Consider the following 19,982-nt stretch of genomic DNA (forward strand, 5'->3'; position numbering starts at 1 on the left):
GAGCATAGAGTGTACAAATTAACATCATGATAAATGGTAGAAATTTCAATTCAGGCAACGGCAATAACCGTAAAAGAACCACGCTAACGCCTCATAAACTTTACTCAATTTTTGCAATACAGCTCTCGTTTTAACCAATCTGCACATAAATCACCCACTCACATTACGGCCTGGCAACGGGAATACTCTGAATAAAGCAAGCAAGCGCAAGAATTAAAAATATCTTTTAATTTCACTATGTTATATTAAAATTTTCCTGCCAATTTTATTCTCTCGCATTTTATCTTACTTTACGCCTAATAATAATCGCTTTCTTCTATTAAATATTTTTCCAGATTTTTCAGTTCTCCTTTTTCTCTCCCATTAATACGTTAGAATAATTAATCATCGCTCTCTTTGTCCCTTGTCTCCGTCTATCTCCTTGCTCCGTCGCGCTAAATACAAAGCCCCTCGCGATATTTTTTCGCTCTCATTTTGAGCAATAGCTTGATTTTTTAAGACTATTCCTCGCCCTCCCCTTAACAAATAATTTCTAACACATGCGCCACTTAAAGAGCACACATGAAAATTTAAGAAACAGTTTATAAGCAAAATAATCAACCAATATTGATGAAAAATTTAGACTTTTAAATCAATAATAAATGCATTTATAGAATTAAAAACCAATTTATGGTCAACATCGTATCAGGCGCAGCTCTCACTCGGCATGGGGTCCGTTCTCGTCTCACGCTGCCCCTCTACATATCGCGCGATATCTATGCATAAAAAAACCGGCAATAGCCGGTTTTTATTCTATTTTATTGCCGGTTTAACCGCCCTCGCCGCAACAGAATACGTCGCATTCGGCTCAAGCCAGGCTTCGGCTTTTTCGGCTCATCCAGACTCGCCAACACCAGCTCCAATACACGCTCAGCAATATCGCGATGACGCTGACCAACGGACAGCACCGGGCAATCCAGAAAATCCAGTAGTTCATTATCGCCAAAGGTCGCGATGGCCAGATCGCTCGGCAAGTGTCCTTGCTTCTTCAGTGTCACATCCAGCACCCCTTGCAAGAGCGGGAAGGAGGTGGTGAATAACGCTTGCGGCATCGCATGATGTTGCAACCATTGACTAAATGCCGCCGCCGCGGCATCTCGCTCATAGCTGTTGGTATACAGATAGTTGACCTGGCGTTCATCCCCCTGCCACGCCTTGCGGAACCCCTGCTCACGCAGGAAGCTGACAGAAAGCTCCGGTAGCGCACCGAGGTACAGCACCGACTGCGCGGGGAAACGACGCAGTTCGGCGGCCAGCATCTCTGCATCATCCAAGTCGGCACCGACGACACTGATGAAATGCTCTGGATCAAGGGCACGATCAAGCGCGATGATCGGTAACGGATCCTGAGCCCAGCGCTGATAGAAAGGATGCTCCGGTGGCAACGCCGTCGAGACGATGATCGCGTCGACCTGGCGTTGTAACAGATGCTCGATACAACGCATTTCATTATCCGGTTGATCCTCTGAGCAGGCGATCAACAGTTGATAACCACGCTGCCGCGCTTGGCGCTCCAAATAGTTGGCGATACGGGTATAGCTAGTATTCTCCAGATCCGGGATCACCAGTCCGATGGAACGGGTGCGCCCGGCGCGTAATCCAGCCGCCACCGCATTCGGATGGTAATTATGCTCACGGACTACCGCCATCACCTTCTCGACGGTCTTGTCGCTGACGCGATACTGTTTAGCCTTACCATTAATCACATAGCTGGCGGTAGTGCGCGAGACCCCGGCAAGACGCGCAATTTCATCCAGTTTCACATTCTCCCCCTTACAAGCAATCCCCTCTCGGTGACCGCGCATGCCTTGACGTATTCGCTTAATATCTAACGATCTAAGCGCATAAACGCTCACGGGGCAACCCATTTGGCTGAAAGGCGTCAGCAAAAATGGAAAAATAAGAGGCCCGACACAAAGCCGGGCCACGAAACTCCCTGGGATGGCACAGCAACGCCCTGTCAGCGCATGATTTTCTCACCTCGCGCTACGCCGACGACGCCAGAACGGGCGACTTCAACAATTTCAGCAACCTCACGCAACGCCGCCAAAAAGGCATCCAGTTTGTCGCTGGTACCGGCCAATTGCACCGTATACAGCGAGGCCGTCACATCAACGATCTGACCGCGGAAGATGTCGGTGCTACGCTTGATCTCCTCACGCCCATAACCACTAGCACGTAATTTCACCAGCATGATCTCGCGCTCCACATGAGCCCCCGGCACCAATTCGCTAACGCGCAACACATCTACCAGCTTATGCAGCTGTTTTTCGATCTGCTCCAAGACCTGCGCATCCCCCTTAGTCTGAATGGTCATGCGTGACAAGGTCGCGTCATCCGTCGGCGCCACCGTTAGGCTCTCGATGTTGTAACCACGCTGGGAAAACAACCCGACCACCCGCGACAATGCGCCGGATTCATTCTCCAGCAATACCGATAAAATCCGCCGCATGATTAGCTCCTTTGGGTTTTGCTCAGCCACATTTCATTCATCGCCCCACCGCGGATCTGCATCGGGTATACATGCTCTGTCTCATCCACCGTCACGTCGACAAAGACCAGACGATCGCGGATCGCCAATGCCTCACGCAGCTTCTCCTCCAACTCGTCCGGATGACGGATAGCAATGCCGACATGGCCGTAGGCCTCAGCCAAGCGCACGAAGTCAGGCAAGGATTGCATATAGGATTGGGAATGGCGACCCGCATAAATGATATCCTGCCACTGCTTGACCATCCCCAAGAAGCGATTATTCAGATTCACCACCACGATTGGCAGATCGTACTGTAACGCCGTCGATAATTCCTGAATATTCATCTGGATACTGCCATCACCGGTGATGCACAACACCGTCGCCTGCGGCAACGCCAGACGCACACCGAGTGCCGCGGGCAAACCAAATCCCATGGTGCCCAAGCCGCCCGAATTGATCCAGCGCCGAGGCTGATCGAAACCGTAATAGAGGGCGGCAAACATCTGATGCTGGCCGACGTCCGAGGCCACATAGGCTTCGCCGTTTGTCAGACGGTGCAGTGTCTCAATCACCTGTTGTGGCTTGATCCGTTGCCCATCACACTCATAACGCAAGCACTGACGCTCACGCCATTGGGCTATCTGCTGCCACCAATCGCGCACACTGTCGAAATCCTGTTGATGCTCTCCCTGCGCCAACAATGTCAGCACCCCCGCCAACACATCGCCGGCATCACCGACGATCGGCACGTCCGCCATAACATTTTTGGAGATCGAACTGGGATCGATATCGATATGCACCAACGTGGCATCGGGACAGTACTTGGCTAAATTATTGGTGGTACGATCGTCGAAACGCACTCCGACGGCGAAGATCACGTCGGCATGATGCATAGCCATATTGGCCTCATAAGTGCCGTGCATCCCCAGCATCCCCAGACTCTGCGGGTGCGAGGCAGGGAAAGCCCCTAACCCCATCAGTGAGGTAACAACCGGCAAGTTGAGCTGCTGAGCCAGCGAACGCAGCGCTGTATGGCACCCGGCGCTGATCACCCCACCACCGGCATAGATCACCGGACGGCGTGCCGCCAGCAATGTCTGTAATCCCCGCTTAATCTGACCGCGATGCCCCTGGCAAGTCGGGCTGTAAGAACGCATACTCACCTGATCCGGATAGCTATAGGGGTATTTTTGCCCCGGATTGAGGATATCTTTGGGCAGGTCGACGACCACCGGTCCCGGTCGCCCGCTGCTGGCCAGATAGAAAGCTTTCTTCAGCACGCTGGGAATATCTTCACTGCGCTTTACCAAAAAACTGTGCTTCACTACTGGCCGGGAAATACCGACCATATCGCACTCTTGAAAGGCATCGTTACCGATTAGCGATGAGGCGACCTGCCCAGAGAGCACCACCAACGGCACCGAATCCATATAGGCGGTGGCGATACCCGTGATAGCATTGGTTGCCCCCGGCCCAGAGGTAACCAGTACCACGCCCACTTGCCCCGTTGCACGAGCATAGCCATCGGCCATATGCACCGCGCCCTGTTCATGCCGCACCAGGATGTGCTCAATACCGCCGAGGGTGTGCAACGCATCATAAATATCCAATACGCTACCGCCCGGATAACCAAAAAGGTGTTTAACACCCTGATCGATCAGCGAGCGAACCACCATCTCGGCTCCCGATAATCTCTCCATAGCCTGTGACTCCTGCCTGCGTGGCTGAACAAAGACGGCACTACCGCCGCGCGCTGCGGCACCCTGATCATGCCATGCCGCAATGTGGTTACATTAACGTCACTTTTCCGAGGGAGCAAACCGCTAAGTCGGGCGAAAAAGCCGCATAGTGCAGAGAACTCTGTGGTGTGGGATATCGGACAGATAAAACACTGAGAGTCGGCGCAAGCATTGTCTGCTTATGACTAAAAGGAGGAGAAATTCAGAGGTTAATCATGAGGGCATCGGCCGATATTTTGCCAATGCCCTCGGCGATTAATGTTCCAAATACATAGATTCGATCTCCTGATGATAACGACTCAGGATGATCTTACGCCGCAGTTTTAGCGTCGGGGTTAGCTCGCCCAGCTCCATAGAGAAAGCCTGTGGCAACAGAGTGAAGCGCTTAACCTGTTCAAACTTGGCTAACTCTTTTTGCATCTCCGCCAGACGTAGCTCGAACATCTCCACGATATGGCTATGGCGCAACAGTTCGAGCCGATCGTGATACTTGAGGTTGATCGAGCGCGCATACTCTTCTAGCGCATCGAAACACGGCACGATCAACGCGGAGACAAATTTACGGGCATCAGCGATCACCGCCACCTGCTCGATGAAGCGATCGCGCGCCAGCGTTCCTTCGACCAATTGCGGGGCGATGTACTTGCCATTAGAGGTCTTCATCAGATCCTTCAAGCGCTCGGTGATGAACAAATTGCCTTGTGCATCCAATGCCCCCGCATCACCGGTCTTCAACCAGCCATCTGCGGTGAAGGTCTGCGCGGTCTCTTGCGGCTTATTGAAATAGCCACGCATCACGATCGGACCACGCACCTGGATCTCGTTCTCTTCACCGATACGCACCTCGACGCCAGGCAATGGACGGCCAATAGAGCCAAACCGGAAATCCTGCTCTTCCCAACAAGAAACGGTGGCACAGGTTTCGGTCATTCCGTAGCCATACTTGATGTTCAACCCCAGCGCCTGGAAGAACAAGATCACCTGATCGTCCAACTTAGCACCGGCTGCCGGCAAGAAGCGTACCCGCCCACCAAGGATGTCTCGCAGTTTGCTGAGCACCAGACGATCGGCGGCACGGTGCATCGCGGCCATGACGCCACTTAACGGACGCCCAGCGCGCTCACGGAGAAAACGTTGCTCACCGCACCACACCGCCCAGCGGAACAGCTGACGGCGCAGCCAAGGCGCCTGGGCAACCTTGGCCTGCACCGCGCTAAAGATCTTTTCATAGAAGCGGGGGACCGCGCACATCATGGTCGGACGCACCGCCTGCATCGCCTCACGCACCAGATTGGTATCATGCAGATACACATTCTGTGCCCCGCTATGCATGACATAGAAACTCCAGGCTCGTTCGAAAACATGGGAGAGAGGTAGGAAGCAGAGTGAGACATCCTGAGCGCTGACGTTCAAGCGGGCATCGTGCAAGTAAAGCTGCGCCGCCAAGTTACGGTAATCCAGCATCACCCCCTTCGGCTCCCCCGTAGTGCCGGAGGTGTAGATCAAGGTAAACAGATCGTCGAGCGTCGCTCCGTTGATACGATGCGCCAATGGCTCGGCATAGCGCTCATGCTCCACGGACGTCAACTCAGCCAGATGGCAAGCTATCTCGCAACCACGGAGATCGGTTGTGCGCGACAGCACGATAATATGGCGCAACTGTGGGCAGTTGCGACGCAATGCCAACGCCGCGTCATATTGCGTTTGGCCATCGACAAACAAGATGCGCACACTGGCATCGTTAAGGATATAGGCCGCCTGAGCCGCCGTGTTGGTCGCATAGATCGGCACCGTCACCGCACGCAGATGGAGGATAGCCAGATCAGCCAGCGACCACGCCACCGAGTTATGGGCGAAGATAGCTACCCGTTCTTGTACCTCAACGCCCCATGCCAGCAGCGCGCGGGCCAGACGTGAAACCTGCGTCCCCACGTCACACCAACGATAGGCGATATCGGCCGTTGGCGACCAATCACGCAATGCGATGCGATCGGGTGAATTGCTAATCAATCCTTGAATACGTGCTACCAGGTGATAATTCTCTAACGCTTTGATCATTCGGTCCATTCATCGTAAGAACGCGGTTCTGCCGCGATATACGCCCACCTAATTAGGCCGATTTCAGCTTACAGGTGTGCACTAAATTCGCGCGCAGTCTACCGTTTCCTGTGCATGAATCAACCGTTATCGCCTGGAAACGTGTGCGCAGCCATAGATTTTCGCTCATCACCTGCGATGATTCTTCGATAAGGTCTTATGGATAATGACCGGAATAATCCTCTATATAATGCGCGTAGGGCAGCGATTGCTGCCCATGTGCTTACCCGCGATAGCGTTGCCCGAATTCACTCATCAACTGGTGCAGCCAAACGTGGGCGCTATCGCGCTCGGAAGCCCGATGCCAATTGAAGAAACAGGTGCGCCGCGTCTCGATATCCACCAGCGTAACCGCTCGGATCTTGAGATAATCGGCATATTGCTCCACCATCCAACTTGGGGCGATCGCCACCATCTCCGTCTTCGACACCATGCTTAATACGCTGCTTAAGTCTGTCCCCTGGTAGGCCATCTGGCGAAATAGATCGGTATGCGCATAAAAAAAGCGACTGACGCTGGAGAACTGATTAATGCTGACCACGGCATGTGACTCCAGCAATAAGTTGCGTAGCGTACATTCCGCACCGATGCGGGGATGCGCTTGGGCGACCGCCAATACAAACTTATCCTCAAACAGCGCCTCACAGCAAAATTCATCACCCGGCAGATCCTGATAATCGATCAGAAAATCACTCTCCTGATAGCGTAATTTACGCTCGATCTGCTCATTCACTAACGAATCAAAGTTGACTTGCACCCGCGGCGCATACTGTTTTATCTGTTTAAACAGCTTGGCCGTTAGTAATATATCCACGGGACTGGTAATGGAAATATGAAACAGGCGTTCACTGCTCTCCGGTTTAAAGCGGGCTCCCGGCAACTCATTACGCACGATCTGTAACGCTTGACGAACCGGCCCAAACAGTTGATAAGCCCGATTCGTCGGGCGGATACCACGCCCATAGCGCATAAACAGCTCATCATTAAACATCAGTTTCAGGCGAGCTACCGCATTGCTTACGGCGGGTTGGGTCATATTTAGCGACCGTGCCGCGCGGGTAATACTCTGTACCTGCATCACTGCGTCGAACACGGTCAATAGATTGAGATCGACATTACGCAGACTATTCTCCGCGCTAGGATGTCCCTCTGCCGAGGGCATCTGATTCTCATGTTCCGTCTCTGTCATTGCAACCTCCCTGCGCGTTTACCCTGGTTCTACCGGCGCAGGCGCCGGATATAAACTTATTTTGTCTAATTATTCTAAAAAATAAGTCATTAGATATGATTATGACTGTCAGTCTATAATATAAGAAAAATATCTACAATAACTTATCCAACAAATATTCTATAGATTAATAGTGTAGCTGTACTTAATTATTAAGAAAGTACCGTTAAATTATTTCGGATTATTTATTCAGAATTTTTCTATTATTTACTAAACACATTTACAAATTATTTATATTCTTTACCGTCCTCGATTAAAAAAACGAGTCAGAGCACAATGTATCATCCTGGTTTTATCCAATTAGGCAAAATAACCTCTTGTCGACGCCGCGCTGGCCCACACCGCCACGCGGCAGCGATGTGTTGACAAGGCAAAAACTATCCAGTATCACTTTATATCAATCGATGATTCACAATGAATGGGTAACATGATGATGTTCATACGCCAGAACCTACTACTACTTATTCTCGCAGCGGCATTGCGCGGATGGCGTATGGGCGGAGGTTACCACTAAGTTTCTCACCCCCGATCCACCAGCCCGCGCAACAGCGCGGGTTTTTTTTTAGTAAAAACACTGCGCGGCGCTTTACCACAGGGAACTCTCACGAGGAATGGAACGATGAGCCAACAGGTAATTATTTTCGATACCACGCTGCGCGACGGTGAACAGGCCCTGCAAGCCAGCCTGAGCGTAAAAGAGAAACTGCAAATCGCCCTGGCCTTGGAACGCATGGGCGTCGACGTGATGGAGGTCGGTTTCCCCGTCTCCTCCCCCGGCGACTTCGACTCCGTACGCGCCATCGCCCAGCAGATCAAGCACAGCCGGGTCTGCGCCTTGGCGCGTTGCGTGGAGGCCGATATCGACGCGGCAGCCGAAGCGTTACGCGCCGCCGAGGCCTTCCGAATCCACACCTTCCTGGCCACCTCGACCCTGCATCTGGAGTCCAAGCTACGCCGTTCATTTGATGACGCCATCGCCATGGCGCGCCAGGCGATCCAACACGCACGACGCTACACCGACGACGTCGAGTTTTCCTGCGAGGATGCCGGGCGCACGCCCATCGATAACCTGTGCCGCATCGTCGAAGCCGCCATTACCGCTGGCGCTAAGACCATCAACATTCCCGATACGGTAGGCTATACCACCCCCTATCAGTTCGGCACTATCATCCATACCCTGTTCGAACGTGTACCGAACATCGATCAGGCAGTGATCTCCGTGCACTGCCACGACGATCTGGGGATGGCCTGCGCCAACTCAATCAGCGCGATCCAGGCTGGTGCGCGCCAGGTGGAGGGCACGTTGAACGGGATCGGCGAACGCGCCGGCAACTGCGCGTTGGAAGAGGTGATCATGGCGATCCGAACCCGCGCCGACCTGTTGCAGGTGCATACCGCCATTCATCACCAGGAGATCTACCGCACCAGTCAACTGGTGAGTCAGCTGTGCAACATGCCGATCCCGGCCAATAAAGCGGTGGTCGGCGCCAACGCTTTCGCTCACTCCTCTGGCATTCATCAAGACGGCGTACTGAAGAACCGAGAAAACTACGAAATCATGACTCCCGAGTCGATTGGTCTGCCGCAGACCCAGTTAAACCTGACCTCCCGTTCCGGGCGTGCCGCCGTCAAGCACCGTATGGAGGCGATGGGTTACCGCGAGGGGAACGACTTCGATCTGGAGCGGCTGTACCACGCCTTCTTGCGCCTAGCGGACAAAAAAGGTCAGGTCTTCGACTACGATCTGGAGGCATTAGCCTTCATCGACCGCCAGCAGGAAGACGCCGATCACTTTCGTCTGGAATACTTCAGCGTGCAATCGGGCAGCAGTGTGCTGGCCACCGCTTCGGTACGACTGATCTGCGGCGATGAAATCCGCGCCGAAGCCGCGACCGGCAACGGCCCGGTCGACGCTGTCTACCAAGCGATCACCCGTATCACCGACATTCCGCTCGATATCGTGAAATATCAGTTATCGGCCAAGGGACAAGGGCGCGACGCTCTGGGGCAAGTGGATATCGTCGCCGAACATCAAGGCCGACGTTTCCACGGTGTCGGCCTGACCACCGACATTGTCGACTCCTCCGCCCAAGCGTTGATCCATGTATTGAACCACATCTGGCGCGCGCGTCAGGTCGAGCAGGAACGCCAACGCCTGCATGCCGCCGCCCATTCCGCCACGCAGACAACTAAGGAAGCCCTGTAACGATGAGCCATCACCACCACATTGCCGTATTGCCCGGCGACGGCATCGGCCCCGAAGTCATGGCGCAGGCCCATAAAGTCATGGACGCCATCCGTAGCCGCTTCGGCCTGCGCATCACCACCAGCGAGTATGACATCGGCGGTATTGCCATCGATCGTCATGGCACCCCACTGCCTGCCGCCACGCTGCGCGGCTGCGAGCAAGCCGACGCCATCCTGTTCGGCTCCGTCGGCGGACCTCGTTGGGAACATCTGCCACCGGCCGAACAACCGGAACGTGGTGCGCTGTTGCCGCTGCGAAAACACTTTAAACTGTTCTGTAACCTGCGCCCGGCGCGCCTCTACCCCGGTCTGGAGGCCTTGTGCCCACTGCGCGCCGATATCGCCGCGCGTGGCTTCGACATTCTGTGCGTGCGTGAGCTGACCGGAGGTATCTACTTCGGCCAGCCGAAAGGCCGCGAGGGACAAGGGATGCATCAGCGAGCCTTCGATACCGAGGTCTACTACCGCTTCGAGATCGAGCGCATCGCCCGGCTGGCCTTCGAGGCAGCAACCACGCGCCGTCACCGAGTGACCTCCATCGATAAGGCTAACGTGTTGCAAAGCTCGTTGTTATGGCGCGAAGTGGTCAGCGAGATCGCCCGAGATTACCCCCAGGTGACGTTAAATCATCTGTATATCGACAACGCCACCATGCAACTGATCAAAGATCCCAGCCAATTCGACGTACTGCTGTGCAGTAACCTGTTCGGCGATATTCTCTCCGACGAGTGCGCCATGCTAACCGGTTCGATGGGGATGTTGCCCTCCGCCAGCTTGAACGAACAGGGGTTCGGCCTGTATGAACCCGCAGGCGGTTCGGCACCGGACATCGCTGGGAAGAATGTGGCCAATCCCATCGCCCAGATCCTGTCGTTAGCGCTGCTGTTGCGCCATAGCCTGGCGGCCCCCGCCGCCGCCACCGCCATTGAGCACGCGGTCAACCGCGCGTTGAGCCAAGGCATCGCCTGTGCCGATCTGATCACCCGCGGTGCGGCGGCCAGCACCGACGAGATGGGTGATGCCATCGCCCGGCTGATTACTCAGGAGGCCTAATCATGGGTCAGACGCTGTACCAAAAACTGTATGACGCTCACCTGGTTCGCCAGGGCGAAGGAGAGACCCCGTTACTGTATATCGATCGCCATCTGATCCATGAAGTCACCTCACCGCAGGCCTTCGACGGCCTGCGCGCCAAGGGACGTCGGGTACGGTGCCCAGAACAGACTTTCGCTACCATGGATCATAACGTCTCTACCCAGAGCCGAGATATTCATGCCTGCGGCGAGATGGCGCGCATCCAAATGGAGACCTTGATCGCCAACTGTCGCGAGTTCGGCGTTCAACTGTACGATCTGCACCATCCCTACCAAGGGATCGTCCATGTGATTGGGCCAGAACAAGGGATGACGCTACCGGGCAGCACCATCGTCTGCGGCGACTCCCATACCGCGACTCACGGTGCCTTTGGCGCGCTGGCGTTTGGCATCGGCACCTCCGAGGTAGAGCATGTCTTAGCCACCCAGACCCTGAAGCAGGGACGGGCACGTACCATGAAGATCGCCATCGAGGGCCACAGCGCCGTCGGGATCAGTGCCAAAGATCTGGTGCTGGCGGTGATCGGCCACCTCGGTCACGCGGGCGGCACCGGCTATGTCGTGGAATTCTGTGGCCCGGCGGTGGAGGCACTGTCGATGGAGGGGCGCATGACCCTGTGCAACATGGCCATCGAGCTGGGCGCCAAGGCAGGTCTGGTCGCTCCAGACGACACCACCTTCGCTTATCTGCACGGTAAACCGTTCGCCCCGCGCGGCGAGCAGTGGCGACAGGCGGTCGAGTATTGGCGCACGCTGCGATCGGATGCGGATGCGCATTATGATCGTGTCGTCACCCTACAAGCCCGCGATATCGCCCCGCAGGTAACCTGGGGCACCAACCCCGGTCAGGTAATCGCCATCGATACGCCAATCCCCCACCCCGACACGCTGGCCGATCCGGTCGCCCGCGCCTCGGCTCGTAAGGCGTTAGCATATATGGATCTGCAACCCGGCGTACGCATGAGTGAGGTCGCCGTCGATCGCGTGTTCATCGGTTCTTGTACCAACTCACGCATCGAAGATCTGCGCGCCGCCGCCGCTATTGCCCGCGGGCGCCGAGTCGCACCGGGGGTACAAGCCATGGTGGTACCTGGCTCCGGACCAGTCAAAGCCCAAGCCGAGGCCGAAGGGTTAGACGTGATTTTCACCTCGGCGGGTTTCGAATGGCGCCTGCCGGGCTGCTCCATGTGCCTGGCAATGAACAATGACCGTTTGGCCGCGGGCGAACGCTGTGCCTCGACCAGCAACCGGAACTTCGAGGGACGCCAAGGGCGTGGCGGACGCACGCATCTGGTCAGCCCGGCCATGGCCGCCGCTGCCGCCATCTGCGGCCACTTCGCTGACATCCGCCAGTTCCAGGAGGGGAACCATGACTGAATTCATTCTTCACACCGGCATCGTGGTGCCGCTGGACGCCGCCAATGTGGATACCGACGCCATCATTCCCAAGCAGTTCCTGCAAAAGGTGACGCGCAGCGGATTCGGCCGCCATCTGTTCCATGACTGGCGTTTTCTCGACGCCGCTGGCGAACGTCCGAATCCCGACTTCATCCTCAATCAGGCACCTTACCGCCAGGGCAGCATCCTGTTAACGCGGGAAAACTTTGGTTGTGGCTCCTCGCGCGAGCACGCTCCTTGGGCGCTGAGTGACTACGGCTTTCGGGTGATCATCGCCCCCAGCTTCGCTGACATTTTCTACGGTAACGCCTTTAACAGCCAGCTGCTGCCCATCACGCTTAACCAAACGCAAATCGACACGCTGTTCGCCCTGGTCCACGCGGCACCGGGTATCGCCTTCAGCGTTGATTTGGCACGGCAGACGTTACAGGCAGGGGGACAGCATTACCCCTTCAGTCTGGATCCGTTCCAGCGCCACTGCCTGACCCATGGTCTGGATAGCATCGGCCTAACGTTACAACATGAGGCGGACATCGCCGCCTATGAGGCGCGCCGTCCCACCTTCTTGCGTTAAGCGCACGGCGGGCCGGAAACCCGACCCGCCGGCCTCATACCGCGTCCAGCGTTCCCCTCGATAGCCAGCTCGATTACCAGTAGCCCAGCCAATGCCACCATAGGCTACCGACGCTCAGCCACAGCGTCAGGTTCACCACGCTGAGAATGAAACCGGTCTTCCACCATTCGCCTAGCGTGACATAGCCAGATCCAAAGATGATCGGTGCGGTACCGGTACCGTAATGCGTCAGCGACATCATCAACGATGAAGAGAACGCCAGGATCAAGGCGAACAGTGCCGGCGGTACCCCCAACGCCAAACCGGCGGCGAAGAAGGCGGCAAACATGGCGGTAATATGCGCCGTGGTACTCGCAAAAAAGTAGTGCGCGTACACATAGACCAAGGTCAACAATACCATCGCACCGACCCAATGCATCCCCAGACCATCGATCAACAGGCCGACACTCTGCGAAAGCCAGGCTATCAAGCCGAGTTTGCCAAGGAACATCGCCATCATCACCAACGCGGCAAACCACACCACCGTGTCCCAGGCACCTTTACACTTCAGCAAGTCATCCCAGCTGAGCACCCCGCTACACAGCAGAATAGCCAGGCCAATGAAAGCGGCGGTGGTAGCGTTGACCGACCAGCCTGCGCCTAACAGCCAAGCGGGAATATCGGCCCAGAGCACCAACAACAGGATAAATACCGCCAGGGTGATCTTCTCCGCCAAGGAAATCGGCCCCAACGCCCGGAGACGTTCTCGTGCGAAGCCCGGCGCATCGGGGGTATGACGGATCTGTGGTGGATAGAGCCAGTAGACCACCAGCGGCATCAGCAGCAGTGACAGCAGCGCAGGCAGTAATGCCGCCAATGCCCAGGCGCCCCACGATAACTCAAACTCATGGCCCGTTCCTTTAGCGATGAGATTGACAATCAATGGATTGGGTGCCGTAGCGGTGATAAACATCGCCGAGGTGATCGGGTTAATGTTGTAGTTAACCAAAGAGAGATAACGGCCGATCTTCTCTGTCGATCCAGGGCGTGGATGCGAGGCAAAGTTGTCGGCGATGGAGCGCATGATAGGATGAATAATGCCGCCGCCACGAGCGGTATTACTCGGGGTCACCGGCGCTAACGACGTCTCCGCCAATGCCAGACCATAGGCGATGCCGAGTGTCCGCTTGCCGCACAGCGCGATGAACCAATAACCGATGCGCTCGCCCAACCCGGTCTTGTTCAGGCTCTGTGACACCATGATCGAAATACCGATAAGCCAGATCAACGAATTGGAAAAACCGCTCAGCGCATCATTCAACGCCGCCGCAGGCTTGCCGGGATTAGTGACTCCGGTCAGCGCCACTAAGGCGATGGCCACTACCGAAACGGCGCCGATGGGTAACGCCTTACCGATAATGGCGGCGATGGTGCCGACGAAGAGGGCCAACAGCTGCCAGGCGTTTGGGCTCACCCCTGCGGGGACGGGAATAATAAACCAGATCGTCAAGCCGATAACTAACGCGATCAATGCAGGTAACGGTTTTAACGGCGTGAGTCGCTCCATTTTTTCCATGCGAGGCCATCCTTATACTTTTTTATTGTCGATTCGATGGACACGCCCGGCCGCAACCTATCCAGCCATCGGGCGAGTGTCGCGTTAGCATAGCCGCGTTCACGATAGCGACGATGAAAAAAGCGCAGGTAGGAGAAGGGCATATGAAGTACGGCACATTTTTATCTGCCAACTGCTCGCCCCGAACAGAAAAATGCCGACGATCCACGATCGTCGGCCGGTGAAAAGCACCTTTACTCAGAAACACTCTTCGATGTCGGAGAGATAGCCTCTTTCATCTGTGGTCATTATCTGCCTAATATGAGGAAAGAAAAATGGATGACTTTTAACTAAGAGATCCTCATTTATGTCGACACCCCGGCTGCAACACCAATTCATCCGCCTGTGGCAACACTGTCAGGGGCAAAGTTGTCACACCACCCTGGCACAGTTGGCCGAAGCGCTCAGTTGCTCGCGACGCCACGTGCGTACCTTGCTCAATACCATGCAACAACAGGGTTGGTTACGCTGGCAAGCCGCCAGTGGCCGGGGTAAGCACTCCCACCTCAGTTTCCAGCGCAGCGCTCTAGAGATGCAGCAACTGCGCGCCGAGGAACTGATGGAGCAAGATCATTTCGAGCAGTTGGTACAGCTGGTCGGCGATCGCGACAGCGCGCGCCAGATGCTGTTGGCTCAACTGGGACGCAGCTTCCGCCAGGGACGCCATATTCTACGCATCCTCTATTATCGTCCCCTCCTCGGCCTGCTGCCCGCCTCGCCGCTACGCCGTTCGGAGACTCACCTGGCGCGTCAGATCTTCAGTGGTCTGACGCATATAAATGAGGAAAACGGGGAACTCGAGCCCGATCTCGCCCATCACTGGCAGGCGCTCACCCCCCGCCACTGGCGCTTCTACCTGCGCCCGGCGATTCATTTCCACCACGGACGGGAGCTCACCATGGCGGATGTCATCGCCTCGCTGGAGCGTCTGCGTCCACTGGCGCTGTTTCGTCACATCGCCCAGGTGATCTCACCCACGCCCCACGTGATCGACATCCATCTACACGAGGCCGATGCCTGGCTACCTTGGCTGGTCGGCAGCGTGCCGGCGATGATCCTGCCGCAGGAGTGGCAGCAGATGGCGGACTTCGCGCGTCTCCCGAGTGGCACCGGTCCCTATCAGGTGGTACGTAATACGCCATCCCAGTTGAAGATCCGCGCTTTCGATGCCTACTTCGGCTATCGGGCGTTGATCGATGAGGTCAACATCTGGGTGTTACCGGAGATCTCCGAGGCGCTGATACACGCCGGGGTACAACTCCAGGCCGAAGAAGGCGGCGGAGACGAGCTGGAGAGCCGGCTGGAGGAGGGGTGCTACTTTATGCTGTTCGACCAGCGCAGCGCACAACTGCGCGATCCCGCGATCCGCGCCTGGTTATGCCAGACGATAAGCCCCATCGCCTTGCTCAATAACGCCAGCCCGTTGCATCAGCGTTATTGGTCGCCTGCTTACGGCTTACTGCCGCGCTGGCATCACAATACCCAGCTTGGCCACACGCCTAAACCACCGCAACTGACCCATCTACGCATCACCGTCTACCGCGATCACTCCGAGTTTCACGCCATCTATCAGGCCCTACAACCGCTGCTCAACGCACAAGGGGTCACGCTGGAGATGCAAGAGATCGACTATACGCGTTGGCATCAAGGGGAAGCCAACAGCGATCTATGGCTGGGCAGCGCCAACTTTTATCTGCCGCTGGAGTTTTCCATCTTTGCCATGCTGTACGAGATGCCGCTGCTCGCCCACTGTACCGGGCAGGATCTGACCGAAGAGGCGCGCCGTTGGCGGGAACAGCGTCTCGCGATGGCCGAATGGAGCCAACAATTAATTCAACGCCATCTGCTCCACCCCCTATTCCATCACTGGCTCAAATTACACGGCCAGCACAGCATGCGCGGCGTACGCATGAATACCCTCGGCTGGTTTGACTTTAAATCCGCCTGGTTTGCCCCGCCAGAGCATCCCCCGTCGCCCACCCGTTAACAAACGACTTTCTAAACCCGCACCCGCTCTTTACAATAAGCGCCTGTCTCAACGGGGTGTCCGCCATCGCTGCGGGCTGAGAGCATACCCGTCGAACCTGATCCGGTTAATACCGGCGGAGGGATTTGAGAGAGCCTGCTGCTGCTCAAAGACCTTTGCCACCATCTGAGGGAGTGCAAAGTGTTACACAAAATCTGGCCACTTCTGGCCCTGTTAGTCGCACCACTACTGGCGCACGCCGCCGATAAACCTGTCCTCACGGTCTATACCTATGACTCATTCGCCGCCGATTGGGGGCCAGGGCCGAAGATCAAACACGCCTTCGAACAATCTTGCCAATGCGAGCTAAAACTGGTGCCCCTGGCCGATGGGGTCGCCATCCTCAATCGTCTGCGCATGGAAGGCAAGGCCAGCCCGGCCGATGTGGTTCTCGGCTTGGATAACAACCTATTGACTGCCGCGCAACAAAGCGGACTGTTTACCCCCAGCCAAGTCGATACCCAGGCGCTGACGGTACCAGGCGGTTGGCACGATACCACCTTTGTCCCTTACGACTACGGCTACTTCGCCTTCGTCTATGATCGCCAGAAAGTAAAGACCCCGCCCACCAGTTTGAAACAACTGGTCGAAGGGCCACAGAAGTGGCGCGTCATCTACCAGGACCCGCGTACCAGTACCCCAGGATTAGGCCTGCTACTCTGGATGCAAAAGGTGTATGGCGATCAGGCACCTAACGCCTGGCAAAAACTGGCCCAAAAGACCGTTACCGTCACCAAAGGCTGGAGCGAGGCCTACGGTTTGTTCCTGAAGGGAGAAGCCGATATGGTGCTGAGCTATACCACCTCACCGGCCTATCACATCATCGAAGAGCATACCGAGCGCTACGCCGCGGCTCCATTCGCTGAGGGGAATTATCTCCAGGTTGAAGTAGCCGGCATGCTGAAACACAGCGCGCAGCCGGCACTGGCGCGACAGTTCATGCAGTTTATCACCACCCCCGCCTTCCAACAGGCTATCCCGACCGGCAACTGGATGTATCCGGTTACGGCGGTACCGCTGCCGCCAGCCTTCGCGGCCCTAGCCAAACCGCAGACCGCGCTCAGCTTTACTCCCGATGAGGTCGCCCAACATCGCGCCGCTTGGATCCGCTCATGGCAAAACGCCCTGAGCCGCTGATCCCCACCTGGCTATGGCCGGGGATGGTGGCTGCCACGCTGTTGTTAGCGGTGGCGCTGTTCGCGTTCGGCGCCTTATGGCACAGTGCCCCGACCAGCCCCCCCCGTGCATGGTGGCAGGACGCTTATCTGTGGCATGTGGTGCGCTTCAGTTTCTGGCAAGCGACACTCTCGACGCTGCTGTCACTGCTGCCAGCCATTGCGCTCTCTCGAGCCCTGTTCCGCCGCCGTTTCCCTGGCCGTACCCTGTTGTTGCGCCTGTGCGCCATGACATTAGTGCTGCCAGTGTTAGTCGCGGTGTTCGGGTTACTGAGCGTCTATGGACGCCAAGGCTGGCTGGCTCGACTCTGCCACATGCTGGGACTCGACTACACGTTCAGTCCCTACGGACTCACGGGGATCCTGTTGGCGCACGTCTTTTTCAACTTACCGCTGGCGACCCGCCTGCTGCTTCAGGCGCAAGAGGCCATTCCCGTCGAGCAGCGCCAACTGGCAGCCCAACTCGGCATGTCCTCCTGGCAGATCCTACGTTGGGTCGAGTGGCCCTATCTACGCCGCCAACTGCCCCCTGCCGGGGCGCTGATCTTCATGCTCTGCTTCTCCAGTTTCGCCACGGTACTCGCTCTCGGCGGTGGTCCTCGGGCCACCACCATCGAGTTGGCCATCTACCAAGCGTTAAGCTATGACTACGATCCGGCGCGGGCCGCTCAGTTGGCGCTGTTGCAATTGGGCTGTTGTCTGGGGCTAGTCCTGTTGAGTCAGCGCTTATCCGGTGTCCTACCTGTCGGATACAGCCAACGCCTGGTCTGGCGTGATGGCCGCGACTCGGGCTGGCGAAAGCTCGGCGATGCGCTGACCATCGGCCTCGCCCTGCTGTTGCTGCTGCCGCCGCTACTGGCGGTGGTGGCGGATGGCGTAAACCAAGCATTCGCAAGCGTCCTGTACCAGCCCGCCCTGTGGCAAGCGCTATGGACGTCGCTTTATATCGCCTTGGGGACGGGAGTGTTGGCGCTCACCCTGACCATGATGTTGCTGTGGAGTAGCCGTGAGCTTACTCTGCGCGGACAGCGCTGGCGGGCACAGGGCATGGAGCTGTGCGGTATGCTGATTCTAGCGATGCCGGGGATCGTACTGGCCACCGGTTTCTTTCTGTTGCTCAACGCCAGCGTCGGTCTACCAGACTCCCCGGCCTTACTGGTGATGGTGACCAATGCGTTGATGGCTATTCCCTACGCCATGAAAGTGCTGGAGTATCCAATGCGCGATCTGGCCGAGCGCTACGATACGCTATGTCTGTCGCTGCGCATCGCCGGGCTCAACCGCCTGCGCTGGATCGAATTGCGCGCCCTACGCCGCCCGTTGGCACAGGCGCTGGCCTTCGCTTGCGTCCTATCGTTAGGCGATTTTGGTGTCATCGCGCTGTTCGGCAACGAGCAATTCCGCACCTTGCCCTTTTACCTTTATCAACAGCTCGGGGCTTACCGTAGCGCCGATGGAGCCGTTACCGCCCTAGTGCTGTTGTCGGTCTGTCTACTACTCTTTAGCCTGTTGGAGCGCTTGCCCGCGGGGAGAACATCGCCATGATTCACCTAGATGATCTGACCTACCACTATCAGCAGCAGACCTTGCGCTTTACGCTACACGCCGCCGCCGGTGAGCGTATCGCCATTCTTGGCCCTAGCGGGGCGGGGAAAAGCACCCTACTGAGCCTGATCGCCGGTTTCCTGACGCCGCGTGACGGTCGCCTCTTACTCGACGGTCACGACTGCCGCCTGATCCCCCCTGCACGCCGTCCGGTGTCGATGCTATTTCAAGATAATAACCTGTTCGCCCATCTAACCCTCGCCCAAAACTTGGGGCTAGGCTTGGACGCCGGTCTGCGTTTGAACGCCGAGCAGCGCCGCCAGTTGGCGGCGATCGCCGAGCAAGTCGGCATCGGCGCCTACTTGACGCGTCTGCCCGGGCAACTCTCTGGCGGACAACGCCAGCGCGCCGCGCTGGCTCGTTGCCTGCTACGACATCAGCCGATCCTGCTACTGGATGAGCCCTTCTCTGCACTCGACCCCGCCCTACGCGCGGAAATGTTGCTCCTACTCGACCAGGTATGTACGCAGCAGCATCTGACGCTGTTAATGGTCTCGCATAATCTGGACGACGCACAACGCATCGCTCCGCGCGCGCTGATCATCGATGACGGTCACATCGCCTACGACGGTAGTACCAGCGCGTTACTGGCCGGTCGCGTGCCCGCGGCACGTCTGCTGGGATGCGAGGCGCCGACGTGACACGACTGCTGTCCATGCCATTGGACAGCCCACGAGAGCCCCGGCAAAATTA

At 56.7% G+C, this 19,982-nt stretch carries 14 protein-coding genes and 1 riboswitch; of the genes, 8 read left to right on the forward strand and 6 right to left on the reverse strand.

Annotated elements, in window-relative coordinates:
* Positions 1-797: 797 nt before the first annotated feature.
* The 5 genes from cra to leuO form a co-directional block, all read right to left on the reverse strand.
* Positions 798-1,802 (reverse strand): catabolite repressor/activator, encoded by a 1,005-nt coding sequence (gene cra, locus EHO01S_RS11345; protein ID WP_024524060.1) that lies wholly within the window; start codon positions 1,800-1,802, stop codon positions 798-800.
* Between the two features lie 197 nt (positions 1,803-1,999).
* Positions 2,000-2,491, reverse strand: a complete 492-nt coding sequence (gene ilvN / locus EHO01S_RS11350; RefSeq protein ID WP_024524061.1) for an acetolactate synthase small subunit — start codon at positions 2,489-2,491, stop codon at positions 2,000-2,002.
* 2 nt (positions 2,492-2,493) lie between these two features.
* Complete coding sequence (gene ilvI, locus EHO01S_RS11355) at positions 2,494-4,212, reverse strand: acetolactate synthase 3 large subunit (protein WP_024524062.1); 1,719 nt, start codon at positions 4,210-4,212, stop codon at positions 2,494-2,496.
* 294 nt (positions 4,213-4,506) lie between these two features.
* Positions 4,507-6,309, reverse strand: a complete 1,803-nt coding sequence (locus EHO01S_RS11360) for an AMP-dependent synthetase/ligase (protein ID WP_024524063.1) — start codon at positions 6,307-6,309, stop codon at positions 4,507-4,509.
* A 262-nt stretch (positions 6,310-6,571) separates the two neighbouring features.
* Complete coding sequence (leuO, locus tag EHO01S_RS11365) at positions 6,572-7,537, reverse strand: transcriptional regulator LeuO (protein ID WP_024524064.1); 966 nt, start codon at positions 7,535-7,537, stop codon at positions 6,572-6,574.
* A gap of 658 nt (positions 7,538-8,195) precedes the next feature.
* Here leuO and leuA point away from each other — a divergent pair.
* From leuA to leuD, 4 genes are read left to right on the forward strand one after another with little or no spacing between them, the layout of a single operon-like run.
* The gene (gene leuA / locus EHO01S_RS11370; protein ID WP_024524065.1) at positions 8,196-9,782 is read left to right on the forward strand and encodes a 2-isopropylmalate synthase; all 1,587 of its coding nucleotides are present in this window, start codon (positions 8,196-8,198) and stop codon (positions 9,780-9,782) included.
* 2 nt (positions 9,783-9,784) lie between these two features.
* Positions 9,785-10,876, forward strand: coding sequence for a 3-isopropylmalate dehydrogenase (gene leuB / locus EHO01S_RS11375; RefSeq protein ID WP_024524066.1), 1,092 nt, complete (start codon positions 9,785-9,787; stop codon positions 10,874-10,876).
* Between the two features lie 2 nt (positions 10,877-10,878).
* Complete coding sequence (gene leuC / locus EHO01S_RS11380) at positions 10,879-12,294, forward strand: 3-isopropylmalate dehydratase large subunit (protein ID WP_024524067.1); 1,416 nt, start codon at positions 10,879-10,881, stop codon at positions 12,292-12,294.
* Positions 12,287-12,889, forward strand: a complete 603-nt coding sequence (leuD, locus tag EHO01S_RS11385) for a 3-isopropylmalate dehydratase small subunit (RefSeq protein WP_024524068.1) — start codon at positions 12,287-12,289, stop codon at positions 12,887-12,889. Before leuC ends, leuD begins: the two co-directional genes overlap by 8 nt.
* Positions 12,890-12,962: 73 nt before the next feature.
* Here the strand turns inward: leuD and EHO01S_RS11390 are convergent, their stop codons facing one another.
* Entirely contained in the window at positions 12,963-14,435 is a 1,473-nt protein-coding gene (locus tag EHO01S_RS11390) for a DASS family sodium-coupled anion symporter (protein WP_024524069.1), read from the reverse strand.
* Between the two features lie 355 nt (positions 14,436-14,790).
* Between EHO01S_RS11390 and sgrR the strand changes: the two genes are divergently transcribed.
* From sgrR to thiQ, 4 genes are all read left to right on the forward strand, one after another.
* Positions 14,791-16,470 (forward strand): HTH-type transcriptional regulator SgrR, encoded by a 1,680-nt coding sequence (gene sgrR, locus EHO01S_RS11395; RefSeq protein ID WP_024524070.1) that lies wholly within the window; start codon positions 14,791-14,793, stop codon positions 16,468-16,470.
* Positions 16,471-16,512: 42 nt separating this feature from the next.
* A riboswitch (TPP riboswitch) is annotated at positions 16,513-16,612 on the forward strand.
* Positions 16,613-16,650: 38 nt separating this feature from the next.
* A complete protein-coding gene (gene thiB / locus EHO01S_RS11400) occupies positions 16,651-17,646 on the forward strand; it encodes a thiamine ABC transporter substrate binding subunit (RefSeq protein WP_024524071.1) in 996 nt (331 codons plus the stop codon).
* The gene (gene thiP / locus EHO01S_RS11405) at positions 17,622-19,229 is read left to right on the forward strand and encodes a thiamine/thiamine pyrophosphate ABC transporter permease ThiP (protein ID WP_024524072.1); all 1,608 of its coding nucleotides are present in this window, start codon (positions 17,622-17,624) and stop codon (positions 19,227-19,229) included. The genes thiB and thiP overlap by 25 nt, the downstream gene beginning before the upstream one ends.
* Positions 19,226-19,930, forward strand: a complete 705-nt coding sequence (gene thiQ / locus EHO01S_RS11410; RefSeq protein WP_024524073.1) for a thiamine ABC transporter ATP-binding protein ThiQ — start codon at positions 19,226-19,228, stop codon at positions 19,928-19,930. The genes thiP and thiQ overlap by 4 nt, the downstream gene beginning before the upstream one ends.
* The last annotated feature ends 52 nt before the right edge of the window (positions 19,931-19,982 follow it).

The sequence above is a fragment of the Edwardsiella hoshinae NBRC 105699 = ATCC 33379 genome, assembly GCF_000474215.1.
GTDB classification, from domain to species: Bacteria; Pseudomonadota; Gammaproteobacteria; order Enterobacterales; family Enterobacteriaceae; genus Edwardsiella; species Edwardsiella hoshinae.